This is a genomic window from Streptomyces sp. NPDC031265, from assembly GCF_055570295.1.
This window is the reverse complement of sequence record NZ_JBVIHM010000026.1, coordinates 52756-69835: the sequence shown is the minus strand read 5'-3', so window position 1 is coordinate 69835 and position 17080 is coordinate 52756. Positions and strand designations below refer to the sequence as shown.

At 68.6% G+C, this 17080-nt stretch carries 20 protein-coding genes and 1 pseudogene; 11 read left to right on the top strand and 10 right to left on the bottom strand.

Annotated elements, in window-relative coordinates; genetic code table 11:
• Window positions 1-731 precede the first annotated feature (731 nt).
• Together ACZ499_RS31120 and ACZ499_RS31115 are read left to right on the top strand one after the other, a co-directional pair.
• Entirely contained in the window at window positions 732-1643 is a 912-nt protein-coding gene (locus ACZ499_RS31120; protein WP_468679534.1) for a nucleotidyltransferase domain-containing protein, read from the top strand.
• A 2-nt stretch (window positions 1644-1645) separates the two neighbouring features.
• Entirely contained in the window at window positions 1646-2284 is a 639-nt protein-coding gene (locus ACZ499_RS31115) for a Cap15 family cyclic dinucleotide receptor domain-containing protein (protein WP_468679533.1), read from the top strand.
• Between the two features lie 436 nt (window positions 2285-2720).
• Here the strand turns inward: ACZ499_RS31115 and ACZ499_RS31110 are convergent, their stop codons facing one another.
• Window positions 2721-3083: a hypothetical protein gene (locus ACZ499_RS31110; RefSeq protein WP_468679532.1), complete on the bottom strand. Its 363-nt coding sequence runs from the start codon at window positions 3081-3083 to the stop codon at window positions 2721-2723.
• Between the two features lie 30 nt (window positions 3084-3113).
• Between ACZ499_RS31110 and ACZ499_RS31105 the strand changes: the two genes are divergently transcribed.
• Window positions 3114-3644, top strand: coding sequence for a hypothetical protein (locus tag ACZ499_RS31105; RefSeq protein WP_468679531.1), 531 nt, complete (start codon window positions 3114-3116; stop codon window positions 3642-3644).
• A 74-nt stretch (window positions 3645-3718) separates the two neighbouring features.
• Here ACZ499_RS31105 and ACZ499_RS31100 read toward each other — a convergent pair whose 3' ends face one another.
• Window positions 3719-5050: a hypothetical protein gene (locus ACZ499_RS31100; protein ID WP_468679530.1), complete on the bottom strand. Its 1332-nt coding sequence runs from the start codon at window positions 5048-5050 to the stop codon at window positions 3719-3721.
• A 258-nt stretch (window positions 5051-5308) separates the two neighbouring features.
• Here ACZ499_RS31100 and ACZ499_RS31095 point away from each other — a divergent pair, with 258 nt between their 5' ends.
• The 3 genes from ACZ499_RS31095 (at window position 5309) to ACZ499_RS31085 (ending at window position 6611) form a co-directional block, all read left to right on the top strand.
• Entirely contained in the window at window positions 5309-5581 is a 273-nt protein-coding gene (locus ACZ499_RS31095; RefSeq protein WP_468679529.1) for a hypothetical protein, read from the top strand.
• A complete protein-coding gene (locus ACZ499_RS31090) occupies window positions 5581-5775 on the top strand; it encodes a hypothetical protein (RefSeq protein WP_468679528.1) in 195 nt (64 codons plus the stop codon). Before ACZ499_RS31095 ends, ACZ499_RS31090 begins: the two co-directional genes overlap by 1 nt.
• A 194-nt stretch (window positions 5776-5969) precedes the next feature.
• On the top strand, window positions 5970-6611 hold the full coding sequence (locus ACZ499_RS31085) for a hypothetical protein (protein ID WP_468679527.1): 642 nt from the start codon (window positions 5970-5972) through the stop codon (window positions 6609-6611).
• 170 nt (window positions 6612-6781) lie between these two features.
• Here ACZ499_RS31085 and ACZ499_RS31080 read toward each other — a convergent pair whose 3' ends face one another.
• Window positions 6782-7450: an NAD(P)-dependent oxidoreductase gene (locus ACZ499_RS31080; protein WP_468679526.1), complete on the bottom strand. Its 669-nt coding sequence runs from the start codon at window positions 7448-7450 to the stop codon at window positions 6782-6784.
• A gap of 68 nt (window positions 7451-7518) precedes the next feature.
• Between ACZ499_RS31080 and ACZ499_RS31075 the strand changes: the two genes are divergently transcribed.
• The gene (locus tag ACZ499_RS31075; RefSeq protein ID WP_468679525.1) at window positions 7519-8073 is read left to right on the top strand and encodes a CGNR zinc finger domain-containing protein; all 555 of its coding nucleotides are present in this window, start codon (window positions 7519-7521) and stop codon (window positions 8071-8073) included.
• A 176-nt stretch (window positions 8074-8249) separates the two neighbouring features.
• Window positions 8250-9127, top strand: a protein-coding gene (locus ACZ499_RS31070; protein ID WP_468679524.1) for an IS5 family transposase whose coding sequence is annotated in 2 segments (ribosomal slippage) — window positions 8250-8643 and window positions 8643-9127 — 879 coding nt in all. Because the reading frame shifts where the segments join, the coding sequence is not laid out codon by codon here.
• Between the two features lie 7 nt (window positions 9128-9134).
• Here ACZ499_RS31070 and ACZ499_RS31065 read toward each other — a convergent pair.
• Window positions 9135-9500, bottom strand: coding sequence for a hypothetical protein (locus tag ACZ499_RS31065; RefSeq protein ID WP_468679523.1), 366 nt, complete (start codon window positions 9498-9500; stop codon window positions 9135-9137).
• A 174-nt stretch (window positions 9501-9674) separates the two neighbouring features.
• Between ACZ499_RS31065 and ACZ499_RS31060 the strand changes: the two are divergent.
• Window positions 9675-10412: pseudogene (locus tag ACZ499_RS31060) on the top strand (DNA polymerase III subunit alpha); the annotation flags it as partial.
• A gap of 380 nt (window positions 10413-10792) precedes the next feature.
• On the opposite strand, the gene ACZ499_RS31055 reads toward ACZ499_RS31060, so the two are convergent.
• Window positions 10793-11185, bottom strand: a complete 393-nt coding sequence (locus ACZ499_RS31055) for an ester cyclase (protein WP_468679522.1) — start codon at window positions 11183-11185, stop codon at window positions 10793-10795.
• 123 nt (window positions 11186-11308) lie between these two features.
• On the opposite strand from ACZ499_RS31055, the gene ACZ499_RS31050 reads away from it, so the two are divergent.
• Together ACZ499_RS31050 and ACZ499_RS31045 are read left to right on the top strand one after the other, a co-directional pair.
• Window positions 11309-11887, top strand: coding sequence for a PadR family transcriptional regulator (locus tag ACZ499_RS31050; protein WP_389430940.1), 579 nt, complete (start codon window positions 11309-11311; stop codon window positions 11885-11887).
• A 21-nt stretch (window positions 11888-11908) separates the two neighbouring features.
• Entirely contained in the window at window positions 11909-12889 is a 981-nt protein-coding gene (locus ACZ499_RS31045; RefSeq protein ID WP_468679521.1) for an NADPH:quinone reductase, read from the top strand.
• Between the two features lie 290 nt (window positions 12890-13179).
• Here the strand turns inward: ACZ499_RS31045 and ACZ499_RS31040 are convergent, their stop codons facing one another.
• The 5 genes from ACZ499_RS31040 to ACZ499_RS31020 form a co-directional block, all read right to left on the bottom strand.
• Window positions 13180-13524: an MmyB family transcriptional regulator gene (locus ACZ499_RS31040; protein ID WP_468679520.1), complete on the bottom strand. Its 345-nt coding sequence runs from the start codon at window positions 13522-13524 to the stop codon at window positions 13180-13182.
• Between the two features lie 110 nt (window positions 13525-13634).
• Window positions 13635-14141: a hypothetical protein gene (locus ACZ499_RS31035; RefSeq protein WP_468679519.1), complete on the bottom strand. Its 507-nt coding sequence runs from the start codon at window positions 14139-14141 to the stop codon at window positions 13635-13637.
• Complete coding sequence (locus tag ACZ499_RS31030) at window positions 14125-14760, bottom strand: hypothetical protein (RefSeq protein ID WP_468679518.1); 636 nt, start codon at window positions 14758-14760, stop codon at window positions 14125-14127. Before ACZ499_RS31030 ends, ACZ499_RS31035 begins: the two co-directional genes overlap by 17 nt.
• The gene (locus ACZ499_RS31025; protein ID WP_468679517.1) at window positions 14757-15218 is read right to left on the bottom strand and encodes a nucleotidyltransferase domain-containing protein; all 462 of its coding nucleotides are present in this window, start codon (window positions 15216-15218) and stop codon (window positions 14757-14759) included. Before ACZ499_RS31025 ends, ACZ499_RS31030 begins: the two co-directional genes overlap by 4 nt.
• The gene (locus ACZ499_RS31020) at window positions 15215-16405 is read right to left on the bottom strand and encodes a hypothetical protein (RefSeq protein WP_468679516.1); all 1191 of its coding nucleotides are present in this window, start codon (window positions 16403-16405) and stop codon (window positions 15215-15217) included. The genes ACZ499_RS31025 and ACZ499_RS31020 overlap by 4 nt, the downstream gene beginning before the upstream one ends.
• Between the last annotated feature and the right edge of the window lie 675 nt (window positions 16406-17080).

The following is a 17080-nucleotide window of genomic DNA, read 5'->3' as shown; positions in this document are numbered from 1 at the left end:
GTGGGGAGAGGGGGAGGAACCGGACGACAACCCACAAAGGGCGGCTCCGGCCCCCCCCCCCCCCCCCCCCCCCCCCCCCCCCCCACCAGGGCCTTCGCCGAGGCGGAGGACGTCATCTCGGCTGTGCTGTCCGAACCGGGGGTGCAGGCGGTGCGGGCCCGGGTGGAGGCGGCGGAGACGGAGCTCGGCATGGAGCTGTGCGCCCGTCTCCAGCCGTTCCAGGACCGCTACGACCAGGCCGCGGCGGAGGACGACGCGGCCCGGCTCACCGAGGTCTGTGCGGGCAAGCACGGCCGCTGGGGGCGGATCTGCGTCCTGCCCGACGGGCACGAGACCTCGATGGAGGAACCGCACTGGGGCGCAACAGCGAAGGCCGGCCGCTCGCTTGGGCGGGCAGCGGACCCAACGACTGGTGAGCCGCGAGTGAGACCGGCGACAGGACTGCGGGGCGCAGGGCGGTCCGGAGTCCTGTCGCCGTCCAGGGACAGCGGCGCCGCACCCAGGCCCTACACGCACTTGAGTGCGAAGCCCGAGGGCTCTGACCTGCGGCATCGCGCTGATGTGTGTATAGGCCCTGGGATGTCGAGCCGCTCCCCTGACGCCGCGGGGCAATCTCCCCGCACCTGGCCGCGTCAGGCTTGAGCGCCCATGCGGATTTGTCGGTGCGTCGCTGTCAGTGCCCGCTCGTACGCTGTTGGCCGACGCAGGCGCGCCGGAGCATGGAGGCGTTCATGGCACGACAGCTGACGTATGAACAGCGGATCGCTTTGATCAACAAATGGAAGAACCCCCCGGGTGCTTCCGAACAGCTCCGGCTGGAGCGCGCCGAGCGCATGGTGAAACAGGCGGTCCTCCGACACGAGCCGTTCCAGGGGCTCGACATCACGGTGGCGTCGAAGGGCTCGTACCCCAACAACACCAACGTCCGCGGTGACAGCGATGTCGACATCATGGTGAAGCTCAACGACCCCTTCCATACAGAGGGGCTGGCGGCTTGGTGGTTTGGGCAGCAGGCCAGTTACACGGGGCCGTGGACCCGGCAGAAGCTCCGCCAGGAGGTCGAGGACGCGCTCACCAACCACTTCGGCTCGGTGGACACGGACCACAACCTCGCCTTGTACGTTCCGGAGGTTGTGGGCAGCCGTCCCAGCATCGACGTGGTGCCGTGCTTCAAGTGGGTGGCCTACGACACCACGGTGCCCGGCGGCGAGTACGTGGGCAGCGTCGTCTACGGGCGCAACGGCAAGCGTGTCATCAACTGGCCCGAACTCCAGCTGGCCAACGGCCGCACAAAGAACACCAACACCAGGTACCGGTACAAGTTCGTGGTGCGGGTGCTGAAGAACGTCGAGAACGATCTCGCCTCCGAGGGCGTGATCAAGGCCCTGCCGTCGTACTTCTCCGAGTGCCTGATCTACAACGTCCCGGACGACGTCTTGCTCCGCGATGGCAGCCTGGACGCTGTGGTCCGCGAGAGTCTGCGGGAGGTCTACCGACAGCTGACGGGAGCCTGGTTCAGCTATCTACGCATGGTGGAGCCGAACGGGATTAAGAAGGTGTTCGGCGAGGGCCAGAAGTGGACGGAGAAGGACGCGCGCGAGCTGATCGAGGGCGCGTGGCACTACCTCAACTACGGAGGCTGACGATGAACACCGCGACCACCATCCGCACCGGCGCCACCATCGCCGCCACCCTCTACACGGTCGTCCTGATCGTTCTGGGCCTGTACCCGTCCGAGTTCCGGTGCCTCTTCGCGTACATCCCGGCCCTCGTGGGCTACGGCACCGTTGTGTTCGACAAGTGGGCCTGGCACTGGCCCGGGATTCACCGCTTCACCGGCCGTGCCTGGGTCACGGGCACCTGGCGGGTAGTGCTTGCCCCGAGCCCGGAGAGCCACATCCCGGAGGGAGGGAACCGGGGTCCGATCACCACGTACATGACGATCGAGCAAACCTTCTGGAGCCTGCACGCCACGCTCCGCACGAAGGAGAGCACCTCACGGTCGAGCAACGCCACGATCGGCGCCCCCGAGAACTCGGGCACTGCCGAGATCACGTTCCTGTACGACAACACGCCCCGCGTGGAACACCAGCCTCGAAGCCCGCGGCACGAAGGGGCCTGCCGGATCGCAGTCACCGGCCTCCAGCCCAAGGCCGCGACCGGGCGCTACTACACCAGCCGATTCACCGCCGGCGACATGGACTTCACCCTGCTCGACCGATCGACCGACTACGGCACGTTCGCCGAAGCTCAGGCCGCCGACCCGGCGCTCACCAGCAACTGAAGATCAGCAATGGGCGGGCCCCGGGTGGCTGGTTCCCCGGGGCCCATGGTGTGTCCGGCGCGGGGCTAGCTCTCGCTGTCCGTCGGGGCGGAGCCAGTCGACGACTTCGGCGTCGATCATCAGGACCGCCTGCGTCTCGTGGCAGCTTCCCTGCTGGATTACGTGGAAGCGGCCGGGGCGGCCCCGGTCTCTTGCCGTGCAGTGACGCGGCGGCGGTGGCCGGCTGGGCCACCCCCCGTACAGCGGTCCAGCCGACACCTGCACGCCGCGAGTGACAGCGAGGCGTGCGCCACAGGCCGGCTCGGAGGGGGTGAGCCACCCGTGGCGCCCAAGGGGCACCCATTGCCTGCCCAACGGTGCCCACCACCTCGTGTACCGCGCCGCGCGTTCGCGGACTGAACGCGCGACCGTCAGGAACGGCCAATCCTGAACCTGGTCACCTCTCGTACCGCACCTGAACGGTCACAGCACCCGGGCCGTCCGCGACGACATCCAGATGGACCGGAAAGTCGTCGCTCTTGCTGACCTTCACGAGACCGCACCTGCTGCTCCATCGCAGACGGTGAACGCCCTGCCCGACCACAGGGGCTGGCAGCCTCCGCGACCTGACAATGATCTGGACATCCCCCTCCGGCACGCCCTCTCCCAGGCCGAGAGGGACGACGGTGTAGCCGGCCTCGGAAGCGATGCGGGTGACCGTGGCGCTGACCAGCGCAACAACCGTCCACTCGTAACTCCCCGGAGCCTTCCCCAGCAAGTCGTCGTAGCCCGAGCCCGTGTCCACCCTCAGAACCAGCACGCCGCCCACCTGCGCGGAGGCGTCAAGGACATGCTCCGCACCTCACCGCCCCAAAGCCCGGACGGCAGCCTGCTGGCTCTGCTCCTCGACACGATCGTCCTCGCCGTCATCGCCACCGTCCGCTGGCACGACCTACAACGCCACGACCAGCAGGTCGCCGCAGCTCGTGAGGCCGTCACCCGCCTCCAAGCCGTCGCGGACCGGGCCGCCACCATTCCCTTGGCCACACTGACGCGAGTGGCTCCCGCCAGCGACATCTCCCAGCTCCGCTACGAACGCGCCGTCCGCGTCGCCGTTCCCGAGCACGCCGAGAAGATCCTCGGCGTGCTCGACTGGGCCGCCCTCGCGGTGGTGCTCGCGCGAGTCGACGCAGACGGCCGTGATCCCACCAAGGCCCTGCGCCAGGCCGCCGGCCAGCGTCCTCTCGACGACGCCCGACACCCTGCACGTCTCCTCAGCTGGCGCATCCAACAGGAGATCCCACGGCTCCAGACGCCCGGCGCCACACGCTCGACACCGGCCACAGCGCCAAAGCCCAGTGCGCGTCGCTCCCCTCGTTGACTGTCGTCCCGCGCGCTCGGCCGCCGCAGGTGCAGGAGTACGCCTGGCCGGCAGTCCAGCTCCGTGGGTATGGGTCAGGCGACGTTCAAGAGTTCGGAGAGGCTGTCGCGGCCGGGGGTGTCGTCCGGGAGTGCTTGGCACAGGGCGACGGCGCGGGTTTTGGTGAGTCCGTTTCGGTAGGAGGCCGGGAGCCCGCCATAAGCCTGTATGGCGACATGAGCGGCGGCTTCCCGGTCGCCATCATGGACGAGGCAGGACGCCTGGTCGATCGCGATCAGTGCCCGGGTCATGAGCGACGGGGCCCGTGACAGTTGGAGGGCGGCGGCCTGCGCTTCGTACGCGCGGCGGGTCTCTCCCAGATGGGTGAGGGCCTGGCTCATGTGGACCTGGTGCTTTTGCATCGGATAGCCGAACCAGGTGTCCGCGCGCTGCTGAGGGCTGAGCCGGTCGGCCAGGCGCTGGACGTCCTTGACAGCGCTGAGGGCCTTGGCGCGGTCGCCGCCGATCGCGTAGGCGCGCGATGCGACGGCGGCTGCGAGGGCGGCAGCCGCGCTGGGGCCTTCACCGGCCAGGTGCCGGGCCTGGTCGGCGAGTTTCGCGGCGGCGGCCGGGGCGCCGTAGTTCAGCGGCACCATGGCCTCTCGACCGAGGACCCAGGCGTGCAGGAGCTGGTCTCCAGACTGCTGGGCGGCGCGTCCGGCGGTGGCGAACCAGCGGTGGGCTTCGCGGTGGTTGCCGAGGTCGTGCAGGACGATCGCGAGCATGCCGGCCATCTGTCCGGTGACGTGGCACAGCTGGCTGCGGCTCTTGTCGGTCTGGGCCTGGAAGAGGAGGGGCTTCATCTCCTCCAGGTCGTCCTGGAGGTTTGCCAGGACGTCGGCCGGGGCCTGGCCGTGGTAGCCGTAGCCGTACCGCTCGGCGGTCGACTCCCAGTAGCCGAGATCGGGATGGGTATGGTCGGCGGCAAGGGCTGCGTCGATGTCGGTACGGGTGGACGTTAAAGCGGCGAGCCCGGTACCTGCCAGACCGGCAGCGAGCGCGCCGCGCATCACATCGCGGCGCTTCATCGGATCGTCTCCATCTCCTCGATCTTGTGCGGGAGTTACCGGGTTTCCGGCCTCCCATGGCCTTGCGGCCAAGCCTAAGTCCGCGCCCGGGATTCCGAGTCCGTCCGCGATCCGCTCCAGCACCGGCAGGGACGTGACGTCGGCGTTTCCGCGCGCGATCTGGCTGACGCGTTCGGCGCGGATGCCGCACGCTTCACTGATCTTGTTGAAGCTGATCTCGCCCTCGGTGTGGGCCAGGGCGAAGACCGTGCTGATGTCGCGCCGGGCCAGGGCCTCGGTGAAGCGGGGATCGCGTCGCACAGCTGCGGGCAGCGCTCCCGTCAGATTCCGAAGTGCCATGCCTACCCCCTCGATTGGTGACACCCCCCACGGAATGTACCCATCGTGGGGCCCCTTACATGGGGTTACCGCGCCGCTCGGGCCGTCCTTAACTGAACGTGCTTGCCCGGTCTACACGACGTCGAACGTCGAGATCCGGGCTTCCCGTTGGCCTGGCGGCCGGAATCCCTCGTTGCTGTGTTCGGCCGCCCCGAACCGAGAGCCGGTGACCCCGCGATGCACGCCGATGGAACAGGAAGGACCAGCCTCCTCCCGAAGGTGACCGAAAGCGCCGGCGCCGACCCGTTGCTCCAGGTCACCTCGGCCCCGGCGCTGCGGGTACCGGTGAGCATGGTGGTCTTGCTGGAGCGTGACATCACCTACGACCACGGGGCGGGGCAAGCCCGAATCGGAGTGGACGTCGTGCTCGGCGACGGCAACACCCAGCGGGCCGAATTGGTCCTGAACCCGTCCCAGATGTACGCGACGTCGGCGCGGTTGGACCGGGCCATCCGGGCTCGCGAGGCCGCCCGCTCGGTCGGCGGCCGGTGATGGGCCGCCACCGGTTACCGGTCGACGGCGACGTGGTGGCCGCTGTCGGCTGGTGGGGTGCGATCCTCACCGGGCTCGTACTGGTCGGCCTCTCCGCTGATCAGGAACTGCGCCATGACGTGTCCGGCGGACGGGCCGCTGTGTCCGTGCCGGATGTGGCTGACGCCCCGGAGGGCGGGGACGACGGCACCTAGACCGCTCCGGCGCCCGGCCCTGGGGATCTGCCGCCGGGTGCCGGAGCACCAGACCGCCCCCCCTTGCGGGCGGCGCGGGCGGCCCTGCCCGGCCGCCCCGCCGTTCCCGTCCCGCCGTGCCCATCGGCTCGGGCTGCGGGGCGGGGACGGCCGCTTGACCCCGGCGACGCCCCTTTGTGGAAGAGGAGATCAGCATGGATACCGGACAGCCCGTCATCGAGCGTTCGGCGGCCCGCACGGCGTGGGAGGAGACCGGAACCGTCCTCGTCCCCGATGCCCTTGAGCGGGGCCGGTTCGAGGAGCTGGTGAAGGAGGCCCACGACCGGATCGGTCTGGCGACTCCGCACGTGCGGGACGAGATGAGCGCCCACCGCGACGGGAGTTTCGCGGCGCCGTTCCACTGCGCGTTCGCACCGGCCGGACCGGTCCTGGAGGCCCTGGCCTACGACAAGGGGCTGTGGGCGGCGGTGCGCGAGGCCACCGGCCTGCCCCGCCTGGTGCCGCGCGGCGGCGCGGTGGTCGTCTACCGCAAGGGCGACTTCCAAGGCGTCCACTTCGACAGCGTGCGGGCCTCGGTGACGGTCGGCGTCGCGCTCACCGAGCACTTACCGCCGATGGGGTGGGCACCGCACTTGCGCGACGCCCACCCCGACGTCCTCACCCGGCTGTGTGCCGACCACGGGCTGTTCCCGGAAGGTGAGGACTTCCAGACCCTGAGCCACGAATTCGGCTCCGGCTCGCTGCGGGCGTTCGCCGGCTACAACGTCCCGCACTGGCGGCCCCCATACCCCGGCGAGCTGGGTCTGCTGGCGACGTTCTCCTACCTCGACCTGTGAGGCCGTGATGCGTCAGGCGTGGCTGTCAGAAGGCAGGGTGGACGTCCCGGCCGATGTCGTGGAGCCGGGGTTGTGGGACGACCTCGCTGAGGAGGCCGGGCAGTGCCGGAAGCAGGCTGTCGTGCGGCACAACCAGCGGCCGGGCCTGCTGGTGATGCGGGACGGTTCGATCACCTCGCCTCAACGCTGCACTGTCCGGAGTCGACACCGGCGCCTTCCGCGACACTGACGGCTTCGCCCAGCGACTGGATCGCGCAGGCGATCAGGTAGTTCCCGAGGATCTTCACGATGTTGGCCTGCTCCGGACGATCGCCGAGTCGCCAGGTCCGCGAGCCGATCACGTCGAAGAGCGGCTGCACGCGGTCGATCAGCTCCTGCTCACCGGCCGCAAGGATGTTGAGTGCCCCGGCTTCGGCGACCGGAACACGGCCGAAGACCGGTGCTGCGACGTACCCGACACCACGCTCCGCGTGTGCCGCGTTGGCCCGGCGGGCCAGGTCGGTGCTCACCGTCGCGAGGTTGACGTGAACCATCCCGCCCGGGGTCTGATCGAGAACACCGGAGTCGATGAACGTCTCGGCGACGGCCCGGTCGTCGGCCAGGACCGAGAAGACCACCGGCGAGTGCATGGCCTCTGCGACCGAGGCGGCTCGCCGGGCGCCCGCTGCGACGAGTTCGTCCGCAGGCCCGTCGGATCGGTTCCAGACCACGACGTCGTGGCCGGCCGTCAAGAGGTTATGTGCGATGGGTTTCCCCATTGCTCCCAGACCGATGACCGCGATGTTGCTCATGCGGAGAACCCTCCCTGTGAACCGTCTAAGACGGGTCCATGATGCCATGGGGTTACCATCATGCCGAACTGTCTAAGACGGTTCGTAGGGTGTTGTGGCTCACTGCGGAGGTTGGAATGACCGAGGACGTACGTCGTGTGTTCCGAATGGACAACGAGGTCCTGGCGTTCCGGTTCACTGCCACCGTCAGCGATCGAGCCGGCATGGCGCCGCGAGAGCGGCTGACTGACTCCGCACGACTGAAGATGTGGCTGCATGTCACAGGGCTCGACGTCCCGGACGTATCGCCGACCGATCTGAAGGGCGCCGTCGAGCTGCGCGAGGCGATCTACCGAATCGGGTCGGCGATCGCCGCAGGTGAACAGCCCGATTCGAAGGATGTCCGCACCCTCAACACGGTTGCGGCCGCTGGGCGCGCGAAGGCCGCGCTCGAACACGATCTCGCAGGATGGCACCTGACCAAGACGACGCCTGTCGGTGACGCCCTCGGGGTCTTGGCCACGGATGCCATCCACATCCTCGGGGGCCCCGACCGCAGCCGCATCAAGAACTGCGAAGGCCCCGGATGTGCAGGGCTCTTCCTTGACACCAGCCGCGGAGCCAACCGCCGTTGGTGTTCCATGAACACCTGCGGTAACAAGGTCAAGAAGGCACGACTCGCCGAGAGCTGACCCCACAGCAGTGATCAGGCACGGCAAGCCCGACCACCCGCCACCCGCACGCAGGAACCGGACAGGACAACCGCCTGACTGCCGGCGATCACACCCACCCCGCGAGTTGCCCGTTACTGACCCACGCTCCTAGGACGTGTTTGAGATGTTGATCAAGGTCGTGTTTCCATCTTGGAATGGCACGTGGAGATCTGACGGACGACCAGTGGTCGCGGCTGGAGCCGCTGTTGCCGCCGATACCGAAGATGGGGAGGCCGCCGCGGGATCGGCGGCAGTGCTTCGACGGGATCTGGTGGCGGGCGAGGACCGGCTCGCCGTGGCGGGACATACCCGAGCGGTACGGGCCGTGGGAGACCGCATACACGCTGTTCCGCCGCTGGCAGATCGACGGAACATGGGCTTTGATCCTCAAGAAGTTGCAGGTCGAGGCAGATGCCGCCGGGCACATCGAGTGGGAGGTGTCCGTCGACTCCACGGTCTGCCGGGCCCACCAGCACGCTGCCGGGGCCCGAAAAAAGGGGCTCGCGATTCGGGCCGGACGGTCCCGGATGGGCTGGCGGCCGAGCCGGACGACCACGGCCTCGGATGCTCGCGCGGCGGCCTGACCACGAAATTGCACCTGGCCGTGGACGCCTCGTTCCACGTCCTGGCGACCGTGGTCACCGCCGGACAGCGCGGCGATGCCCCGGTGTTCACCGAGGTCATGAACCGCATCCGTATTCCCCGGCCGGGCGGCGGACGCCCACGCGTCCGCCCCGACCGCGTGCTCGCGGACCGTGCGTATTCCTCCCGCTCGATCCGCGAATACCTGCGCCGCCGGCAGATCGCGCACACCATCCCGGAGAAGCGTGACCAGGCCGGACACCGTCTGCGGCGCGGCAGCGCGGGCGGACGGCCGCCCGGCTTCGACCGCGAACGCTACAAACGCAGACACAAGGTCGAATGCCGGATCGGCCTGCTGAAACAGGCTCGTGGCGTCGCGACGCGGTACGACAAACTCGCCGTCCGCTACGAGGCCACCGTCCAACTCGCCCTGATACGGCAGTCCCTGTGACCACATCTCAAACACGTCCTAGCACCCAGCCCGGCACTGTCTTCTCCGCCACCGCGTGCAGCAGGAACATCCGCACTGCTGTGAGGACCTTGTTCCTTCGGATCTCCTGCCGCACCGGCTTGGCCCCCGGACCAGGAACCACGACCGGGGCATTGCTGCCCCGGCCCGGCGCCCACTTCAACCACAGCAGGAACAATCCCATCTCCCGGGCTGCGGTCCGCCAGTCCCTTCCCGTGGCCTCGCACCACCGCAGAAACAAGGCGACGCCTTCGGCGTACGCCTTCGTGGTCGTCTCCGCCCGCCCCCTAGCCAACCGGGTCTCCTTCAAAAACCGGTCAGCTGCCCCGACGACCTCGTAGTCCTCGTCGACCACCGTCCAGTACCGACTGCCTGAGGGCAGGGACACAAGAAATGCCCGCACTTCCGCTTCCTCTCCACGCACCGATCGCAACGATCTGCCGCAGAGCCACACCCCCCGAGAACCGTCGCAATGGCCCCAACGAGGAGGACCAACCGACGTCACACCACAGCCTCTGAACCCCTAGAGAATGTGGAGGATCTGGGGCTTTTGAAGCTGGATGTGCTCGGCGTGCGGATGCAGTCATCTATGGCCCATGCGGTCGCGGAGATCCGCCGCATCACTGGGCGGCACCTCGACCTGGACAGTCCTGATCATGTCGACCTCGGGGATGAGGAAACGATTGAGCTGATCCGCTCGGGTGCAGTTCTGGGGTGCTTCCAGATCCAGAGTTCGGGCCAGCAGGACTTGATCGCCAGGCTCCAGCCGCGGCACATGCAGGACGTGATCGCGGACATTTCGCTTTTCCGCCCCGGGCCGGTGGCGGGCGGGACGCCCGCGCGGTTCATCGCCGCACGTCACGGCGATGAAGCACCGCACTATCCGCACCCGGACCTGAAGCCGATCCTGGATGACACGTACGGAGTAGTGATCTGGCACGAGCAAATTATGTCCATTTTTTCCCTGATGACCGGCTGTGACCTGGCGGCCGCAGATGTCGCGCGCCGCGCCCTGGCCGATGCCGACCGCCTGGGGAAGGTGGAGATGTGGTTCCGCCGCGCCGCCGCCGCGCGCGGCTACACACCCTCCGTGGTGGATGAAGTGTGGTCAGTCGTCAAGGAGTTCGGGGCGTATGGGTTTTGCCGGGCGCACGCTGCGGCGTTCGCGGTGCCCGCGGTCCAGTCCGCGTGGCTCAAGGCCCACCACCCGGCGGCGTTCTTCGCCGGGCTGTTCGAACACGACCCTGGGATGTGGCCGAGGTTGCTTCCGCACTCGCTGTGTCCCGTGCTGGTCATGTCTCATTGTGGCGAGGTCACGCCGCAGGCTGTGTCCCGGCGATTTGGCTGGCCGTGTCGCTCTGATGCAGGACGAACATGGGTGGTTTCCGAAAGGATCGCCAGGCCGCAGCGGTGGTCCCCGGCGCCGTCCTGGGGCCGGCGCCGGGGTAGTGCGGAGCGCGAGAGCCGGTCGAGCCGGGCGACTTTCAGCGTGTCGCCCTCGCGCAGCAACGTGAGGACGAGGTCGAGCTTGGGGCGGGAGGCCTTCGCCCCACTCGCCGTATCGAGGTGGATGTTGACGGGGTCGACGCCGGCCCGCAGCAAGGCGTCGATCTGGTGGTCGGGGTTCTGGTTGAGCGCTCGCTCGTCCTACGGCGCCGTACCGACGCCGATCTGCTGCATCACCCCGAGCAGGTCGGGCTGCCCCCGTTCCCCGATGATCCGGCCGTCGGCCAGATAGTAGAAGTTCATGGCCTGCACCGAGATCTTGTTGCCACTCGCCGGAATCCCGAAGAATTCGCCGTCGTGGGTGCCTCGCATGGTGAACCGCGCGGCCACCGTGTCACCTTCGGTGATCATCTCCTCCAGCGTCCACCGGACGTCCGGGAAGGCGCTGCGCATCATCCCGATGACTTCCATGTACCCAGCGGGCCCCCGCAATGGTTCCGGGTGGCTTGGTGCATGGAACACCGCATCCGGAGAAATGACCTCGCGAGCAAGGTCCTCGTCGGCGGTATTGATGAACTCGACGAAGCGGTTCATCACTGACTCGGTGGACTGCAGTGGCATCTCGCGCTGCCTCTCAGGAGACGTTGATGGAGGCTTAGAGCCTAACATCGAATCGATGTAGACATCGATTCGATGTGTCTGTGTGACAATGAAGCCATGCTGGAACTAGCGATACTCGGCTTCCTGGCCGAGGGCCCCCTGCGCGGCCATGAGCTGCGCCGCCGCGTCGCACAGCTGACCGGGTACGCCCGGCCGGTGAGCGATGGCACCCTGTACCCCGCGATCAACCGCCTCGCCAGGGCCGGCCTGCTGGAGCGGAGCACCGATCCGGGCGCCGGTGCCGCACGCTATGTGCTGAGCCTGACCGACGACGGGCGAGCCGAGATGCTGGAGCGCCTGCGCAAGCCGGCCGACCATGAGATCACCGACTTCAGCCGGTTCTTCACCATCCTGGCGTTCCTCTCGCTCCTGCCTGACATCGCCGACCAGCACGCGGTGCTGCGCCGTCGACTGGACTTCCTGCAGGCGCCGGCGAGCTTCTTCTACGACGGTGACGAGCCGCTGCGCGCAGAGCAGGTCACCGACCCCTACCGGCGAGGGATGCTCCTCACGGCCCGCGCCACCAGCCGCGCCGAGCGCGCCTGGCTCCGTGACCTCCTCGGCGAGGGCGAGCCGGGGCCCGATGCCGCGCGCACCCGCAACGATCCCCCTACGCTCGAAGAACCCGCAGGCTGACAGGTGATGGAGGTTCCCCGCATGCTTGCCTCCTGGTACGACGCGCAGGGCCCCGCTGACGAGGTGCTGCACGTCGGTGAGCTGCCCGTCCCCCGGCCCGGCCCCGGCGAGGTGCGCGTCCGTGTGACCGTCTCGGGCGTCAACCCTGGTGACACCAAGAAGCGGCGTGGCTGGCTCGGCTCGACGATGCCCTTTCCCCGCGTGATCCCGCACAGTGACGCCGCCGGGGTCGTGGACGCAGTCGGGGAAGGCGTCGATGCGCGCCGTACGGGGGAGCGGGTGTGGGTCTACGGCGCGCAGTCCTACCGGCCGTTCGGCACTGCCGCCCAGTACACCGTCGTCCCCGCCGACCTGGCCGCTGTTCTGCCCGACCACCTTGGCGACGAGCTCGGGGCGAGCCTGGGCGTCCCCGGGATCACCGCCCACCGCACTGTCTTCGCCGACGGCCCGGTCGACGGCAAGATCGTCCTGGTGCACGGTGTGCTCGGCGGGGTCGGCTCTCTGGCCGCGCAGCTCGCCCGCTGGGCCGGGGCCACCGTGCTCGCCACGGTCCGGCGCGGGAAGGACCTGGACCGCGTCGATGCCGGCGTGGTCTCTCATGCCGTCGCCCTCGACTCCGGCGACCCGGCAGCGGAGATCCGCACGTGTGCGCCGAAGGGAGTCCACCGCATCGTCGAGGTGGCCCTGTCCGACAACGCCGACCTGGACTGCGCCGTCGCCGCAAACGATGCGGTCATTGCCGCCTACGCCACCCGCGCCGACCGGACCGACATTCCCTTCTGGCCGCTGTTGTTCAACAACGTCACCCTCCGCCTGCTCGGCAGCGACGACTTCCCCGCCGAGGCCAGACGGCAGGCCGCCCGCGATCTCACGGCCGCGGCCGCCGTCGGCGCCCTCACGGTGGACATCGGCGCCCGTTTCCCGCTGGAGGAGATCGCCCAGGCGCACGACCGCGTCGATGCCGGCGGCCGCGGCCGCACTCTGGTCACCATCCCCCGGTGATACAGCTGGGCCCACGCGACGGACGGCCGTAGCGTTCCGCGGCAGAGGGAACAGGAGCTCCTTCAACCACATCCAGGAAGGCCCGCCCGGCCCGTCGGCCTCGCTCGGCGCAGTGCCCTGTCGGCCGGTGTCAGCCGGCGGCCGTGTCGCGGGCGTCTTCGGCAGCGGCCGGTGCGGAAGCCGGCGCGCCGGTCCAGCTGGCGAGGATGGCGAGGGCCTCCGCGGAGGGGGAGGCGGGCTCGGGGGTGAGGATGACGAGGGACTGGTCGGGGGTCCCGGCGACGTCCAGGTCACGAAGTCGAAGGCGAGGTCGCCGATGAGCGGGTGGTGGACGTGCTTGTGGCCGTGGCGTGGGCTCGGACGTCGTGATCGGCCCACATGCTGCGGAAGTCCGCGTCGCGCAGGGACAGCTCGCCGATGAGTTCGGTGAGTTGGGGGTCGTCGGGATGGCTTCCGGCGTACAGGTGCAAGGAGGCGACGGTTTCGCCAGCGGCCGTGTCCCAGTGGTCGCCGTACAGGGTGCGGGCGTCCTCGTCGAGGAAGAGGTAGCGCAGGAAGTTGCGCTCGGCGTGCGGGCGGGCCTGGAAGACGGTGTAGAGGGCGGTGGCCGGGCGGTTGATGGCCAGGACGTCCATGCGGCGCCCCAGAATCCAGCAGCTGCGTGATGCGCTCGCGCCGGTCGCCGGCACCGACCGGCCGCGGTAGGCAAGTACCGCCCCTCCCGGCAGTGGTGCCCCTGTGGGCGTCAGCCGCAGGGGCCGATGACGGCGGTCCTGGCGCGAGGGACGGGGCTCAGCTGGGCGAGCGGGGTCGGCGCGGGAGGCGGCTGCGGATTGCGCAGGTGCATGATCTCGTCGTGTTGGGCGGCGAGTCGGGACTGCGCGAGCTTTTTGAACTCGGTCAGCGCTGCGATGGTCTTGTCCCTGTCGGCGACGCGGTCTTTCAGCTCGTCGTTCTGGGCCTTCAGCCGTTCGATCTGGGCATCTCTGGGGTCCGGCATTTCCCCGGCCTCCCGGAGGGCCGCCAGTCGGCGTACGAACTCGTCACCAAGGTGCTGGTAGGGGCCTTCGCGGATGCTTCCGTCGCGGTCCTTCTTCGGATAGAAGCCGGTGCGGGTCACCCCGGCCTCTGCTGCGAGGGTCTTGAGGTCGCATCGGCCGCCGGGCGGGAGTTCGCCGCGAAGGAGCCGGTCCATGGCAGCCCGGATCGCTTCCTCGTTGCGGGTTCGGTCGGTGTCACTGATCCTGCCCATGAGATCCTCCAGCGCCGGTGGCCAGGGCCGCGTCGATGGCGGCGACGACTTGATCGGCCCGCTTGGCCTCTGCCATGAGCCGCGATTTCTCGGCCTTCTGCGAACGGCCGATCTTGCCGATGAAGACTTTGCTGTTGGCCGCGGCCGACTCCCAGACGGGCCGGTGGCAGGGGTGATGAGTGGCCTGGGGGCAGCGGGCAGAGTCACACATTCCGGCCATGGGACGGCTGCGGTCCTTGGCCTGGGCGAGTTTGAGGCAGAGCGCCTTGTCCGGGTCGATGAACCAGCAGTAGTTCGCGATGCCCAGGTGCAGGGTGTCGGCCAGCTGGGACAGTAGGTTGATCACTTCTTGATCACCGTGCTTGATCTGCGGGGCCGCGGCGTCCTGCTGGAGCTCGTTCTCGACGGACTTGAAGAAGTTCACGAGGTCACGGGCGCCCGGACCGGCCGGCTGGCGGCCCTCTTGGAAGTCGCGGAAGGCCTGCAGGGTCAGGGCGAGGTTGCGGTTGTGTTCTGACTCGCCGACCTCGGCGAGGAACTTGGCTTGTGCTCCGCCGGGACGGTTTAATGGTGCAGTCGGGTATTGGAACTGTCTGAATGCCCCTGTCGGGGTGGTCATGGTCGGCAGGTCTGGATCAGAGAGGCAAGGACTCCTGCTGGGTCATGCAGAGGGTGGGCGCCGTCGGTGACGACGCGGTGTGTGCCAGGGTCGACGGGGTCGGTCCGTGCCCACTCCGGAGACCCGATGCCGATCTCAACTTCCAAACCTGAGGCCGTGGCATAGCGTCGTTCGGTGATGGGCCCCCACGATTGAGTTCGGACGAGTTCGCCGAGGGCGAGCTCGTTGGCCCAGGTGTTGTTGAAGTACTGGTGCTGGTCAGTCGTGAGCAGGACGATGTCGATGTCGGAGTCGGGGCGCGCGGCATTGCGGGCGTATGAACCGACAAGGAGCAGACCGACGATGTCCTGGCGGTTTGCGGCCCAGCGCGTGATGCTGCCGATGATTTCGTTCATCTCGGCGGCCCGTTCCGGTGAGATCCCGGCCTGATTCGCTGGTCGTTCACGGTGGTGCGTCACGTGGGCTCCTGGGTTGGTTGGCGACGGCTGACATCGGCGGCGTAGGCGGCCCAGTCGCCGGCTGATGCCTTCTGCCATTGGACGGCGACTTGGATGTGGACGCCGAGTACCCGGGCGAGGATGGCGGCGGGTAGTTCGGCGGCGAGGGTGAACAGTGCGGTGGAGCGGTCCTGCCGGGGCCGGATCCCGATCTTGTGGAGACGCTGGCCGATCCGGTCATCGCCGAGGGGGTGTCCTGGGCGGCCGCCGGGAAACAGCCAGGGGACGTCCTCGGGAGTTCCGATCTTGGCTTTGCCTCGGCGGGTCACGACGAGCTCGCGGACGAGTGCGGCCAGCGGCTCGGGTAGGACGACCGGCGAGGTGCCGAACGTGATCGCGACGGTGTCGTTGTCGAGGTGGACGTCGTCGACAGTGAGCTGGCTGATGGTGGCGATCTTCTGCGCGTAAAGGACCAGCAGTAGTCCGGCGACGCGGTCCGGGGTGGGCAGGGTGTCGTCGTGGAGGAGCCGTCGGGCGTCTGACCAGCGTTTCTCGCTGTCGATGGTGCTGAGGGGGCCCGTCCAGCGGACAGTGCCGTAGGTGAGGCCGCGGGCGTGCCGGTTCTGTACCGACCAGCGGACGAAGTGGCCGGTCTCGTCCCGGTAGCTGGCATCGGCGTCTGAAATCCATCGCTCCAGGTCAGACTGGGTGCAGTCGCTCAGCGTCAGGCCGTTGCCGGTCAGCCAGTCGAGGAAGTTGGCAGCTGCGGTGACGTGACAGCGGATGTTCAGGGCTTGGAGATGGGTGGTGTGTTCCCTGCCGAGGCGTCGTCGGAGTCGCCGCAGGTGATGCCAGCTCGCGTATCCGTGCAGGATCCGGCGTTCGGTGGGATCGGTGCGGGCCTGAACTGCCGCGGTGACCCAGCCCTCCAGCGCGACGAGGCGTTCGTCGCGGGCCGGCAGTGCTCCGGTGGCGACCATGACGCTGCGGAGATGCGCGAGAACCTTGCTCGCGGGCAACCCGTCGAGCGTTTCGTGCGTGACGGGTCGTTCGTCGCGGCCGATTTGCTGGAGCAGGATGCTGACCTTCGAGCCCGATAACCAGAACATGGTGCTGGTGGGCCGTTCGGCTCCGGACAGTGCCTCGTAGAGGGGGAGGAGTTCCTGGCGGACTGTGCCGGTGTCGCCGCCAAGGAGGTCGCGTACCAACTGGTCGAGCGCGCATCGCTGGCAGGGGCGGGTGCTGAGCTGCCATGTGGTGCGGCAGACCGGGCAGCGGGACCATAAGTCCGGATCCGGGTTGGTGCACTTCGCGCACAAAGGCGCGTCCCAGGTGCCGCCGCGGACGTGGTCGACGGTGCCGCAGCTGCTGCATGGTGTCCACCGGAGTTGGCACCGGTTGCACCAGGGTTCGCCCGTGACCCGGGAAATCTCACAGACTGCTGTCCGTCCGCAGATGCCGCACTGGGTGGCGGTCCTGGGCCGGCAGTTGGCGCAACGGGGTCCATCGGGAAGGCGGACTGCGACTGTCTGGCGGCGCCCGCAGCCGCAGCATTCCTCCAGGTTGACGGGGTCACTGACGAGGCAGTTGGGGCAGAGCGGGTGCCCTTCGGCATCCCGGGCGGCGGGCTCGCGGACGGCACCGCAGCGGATGCAGGACACGGCCGAGTTGCGGGCGAAGCAGTTGCGGCAGACCCGTTTGCCGTCCAGCAGCTTCGACAGTGCCTTGACCTCCTGGCAGCGGAAGCAGGCCGGGTTGACCACCGTCGTGGCCCCGGCTTTGACGAGTTCGCTGATGAACCGCAGGACGGCGGGGGTCGGGGCGTCGTAGCCGGCGCCGGTCAGCAGGTCGGGCTGGGCGATGACGGCCCAGGCCAGGCGACG

Bases quoted from the DNA above. Each gene is read 5' to 3' on its own strand.
- ACZ499_RS31100 (WP_468679530.1), bottom strand. From the start codon at position 5,050: ATGGCACTTCGGAATCTGACGGGAGCGCTGCCCGCAGCTGTGCGACGC.
- ACZ499_RS31040 (WP_468679520.1), bottom strand. From the start codon at position 13,524: ATGGACGTCCTGGCCATCAACCGCCCGGCCACCGCCCTCTACACCGTC.
- ACZ499_RS31075 (WP_468679525.1), top strand. From the start codon at position 7,519: ATGACCGAGGACGTACGTCGTGTGTTCCGAATGGACAACGAGGTCCTG.
- ACZ499_RS31085 (WP_468679527.1), top strand. From the start codon at position 5,970: ATGGATACCGGACAGCCCGTCATCGAGCGTTCGGCGGCCCGCACGGCG.
- ACZ499_RS31035 (WP_468679519.1), bottom strand. From the start codon at position 14,141: ATGGGCAGGATCAGTGACACCGACCGAACCCGCAACGAGGAAGCGATC.
- ACZ499_RS31045 (WP_468679521.1), top strand. From the start codon at position 11,909: ATGCTTGCCTCCTGGTACGACGCGCAGGGCCCCGCTGACGAGGTGCTG.
- ACZ499_RS31105 (WP_468679531.1), top strand. From the start codon at position 3,114: ATGCTCCGCACCTCACCGCCCCAAAGCCCGGACGGCAGCCTGCTGGCT.
- ACZ499_RS31030 (WP_468679518.1), bottom strand. From the start codon at position 14,760: ATGACCACCCCGACAGGGGCATTCAGACAGTTCCAATACCCGACTGCA.
- ACZ499_RS31090 (WP_468679528.1), top strand. From the start codon at position 5,581: ATGGGCCGCCACCGGTTACCGGTCGACGGCGACGTGGTGGCCGCTGTC.
- ACZ499_RS31050 (WP_389430940.1), top strand. From the start codon at position 11,309: ATGCTGGAACTAGCGATACTCGGCTTCCTGGCCGAGGGCCCCCTGCGC.
- ACZ499_RS31115 (WP_468679533.1), top strand. From the start codon at position 1,646: ATGAACACCGCGACCACCATCCGCACCGGCGCCACCATCGCCGCCACC.
- ACZ499_RS31055 (WP_468679522.1), bottom strand. From the start codon at position 11,185: ATGAACCGCTTCGTCGAGTTCATCAATACCGCCGACGAGGACCTTGCT.
- ACZ499_RS31120 (WP_468679534.1), top strand. From the start codon at position 732: ATGGCACGACAGCTGACGTATGAACAGCGGATCGCTTTGATCAACAAA.
- ACZ499_RS31080 (WP_468679526.1), bottom strand. From the start codon at position 7,450: ATGGCATCATGGACCCGTCTTAGACGGTTCACAGGGAGGGTTCTCCGC.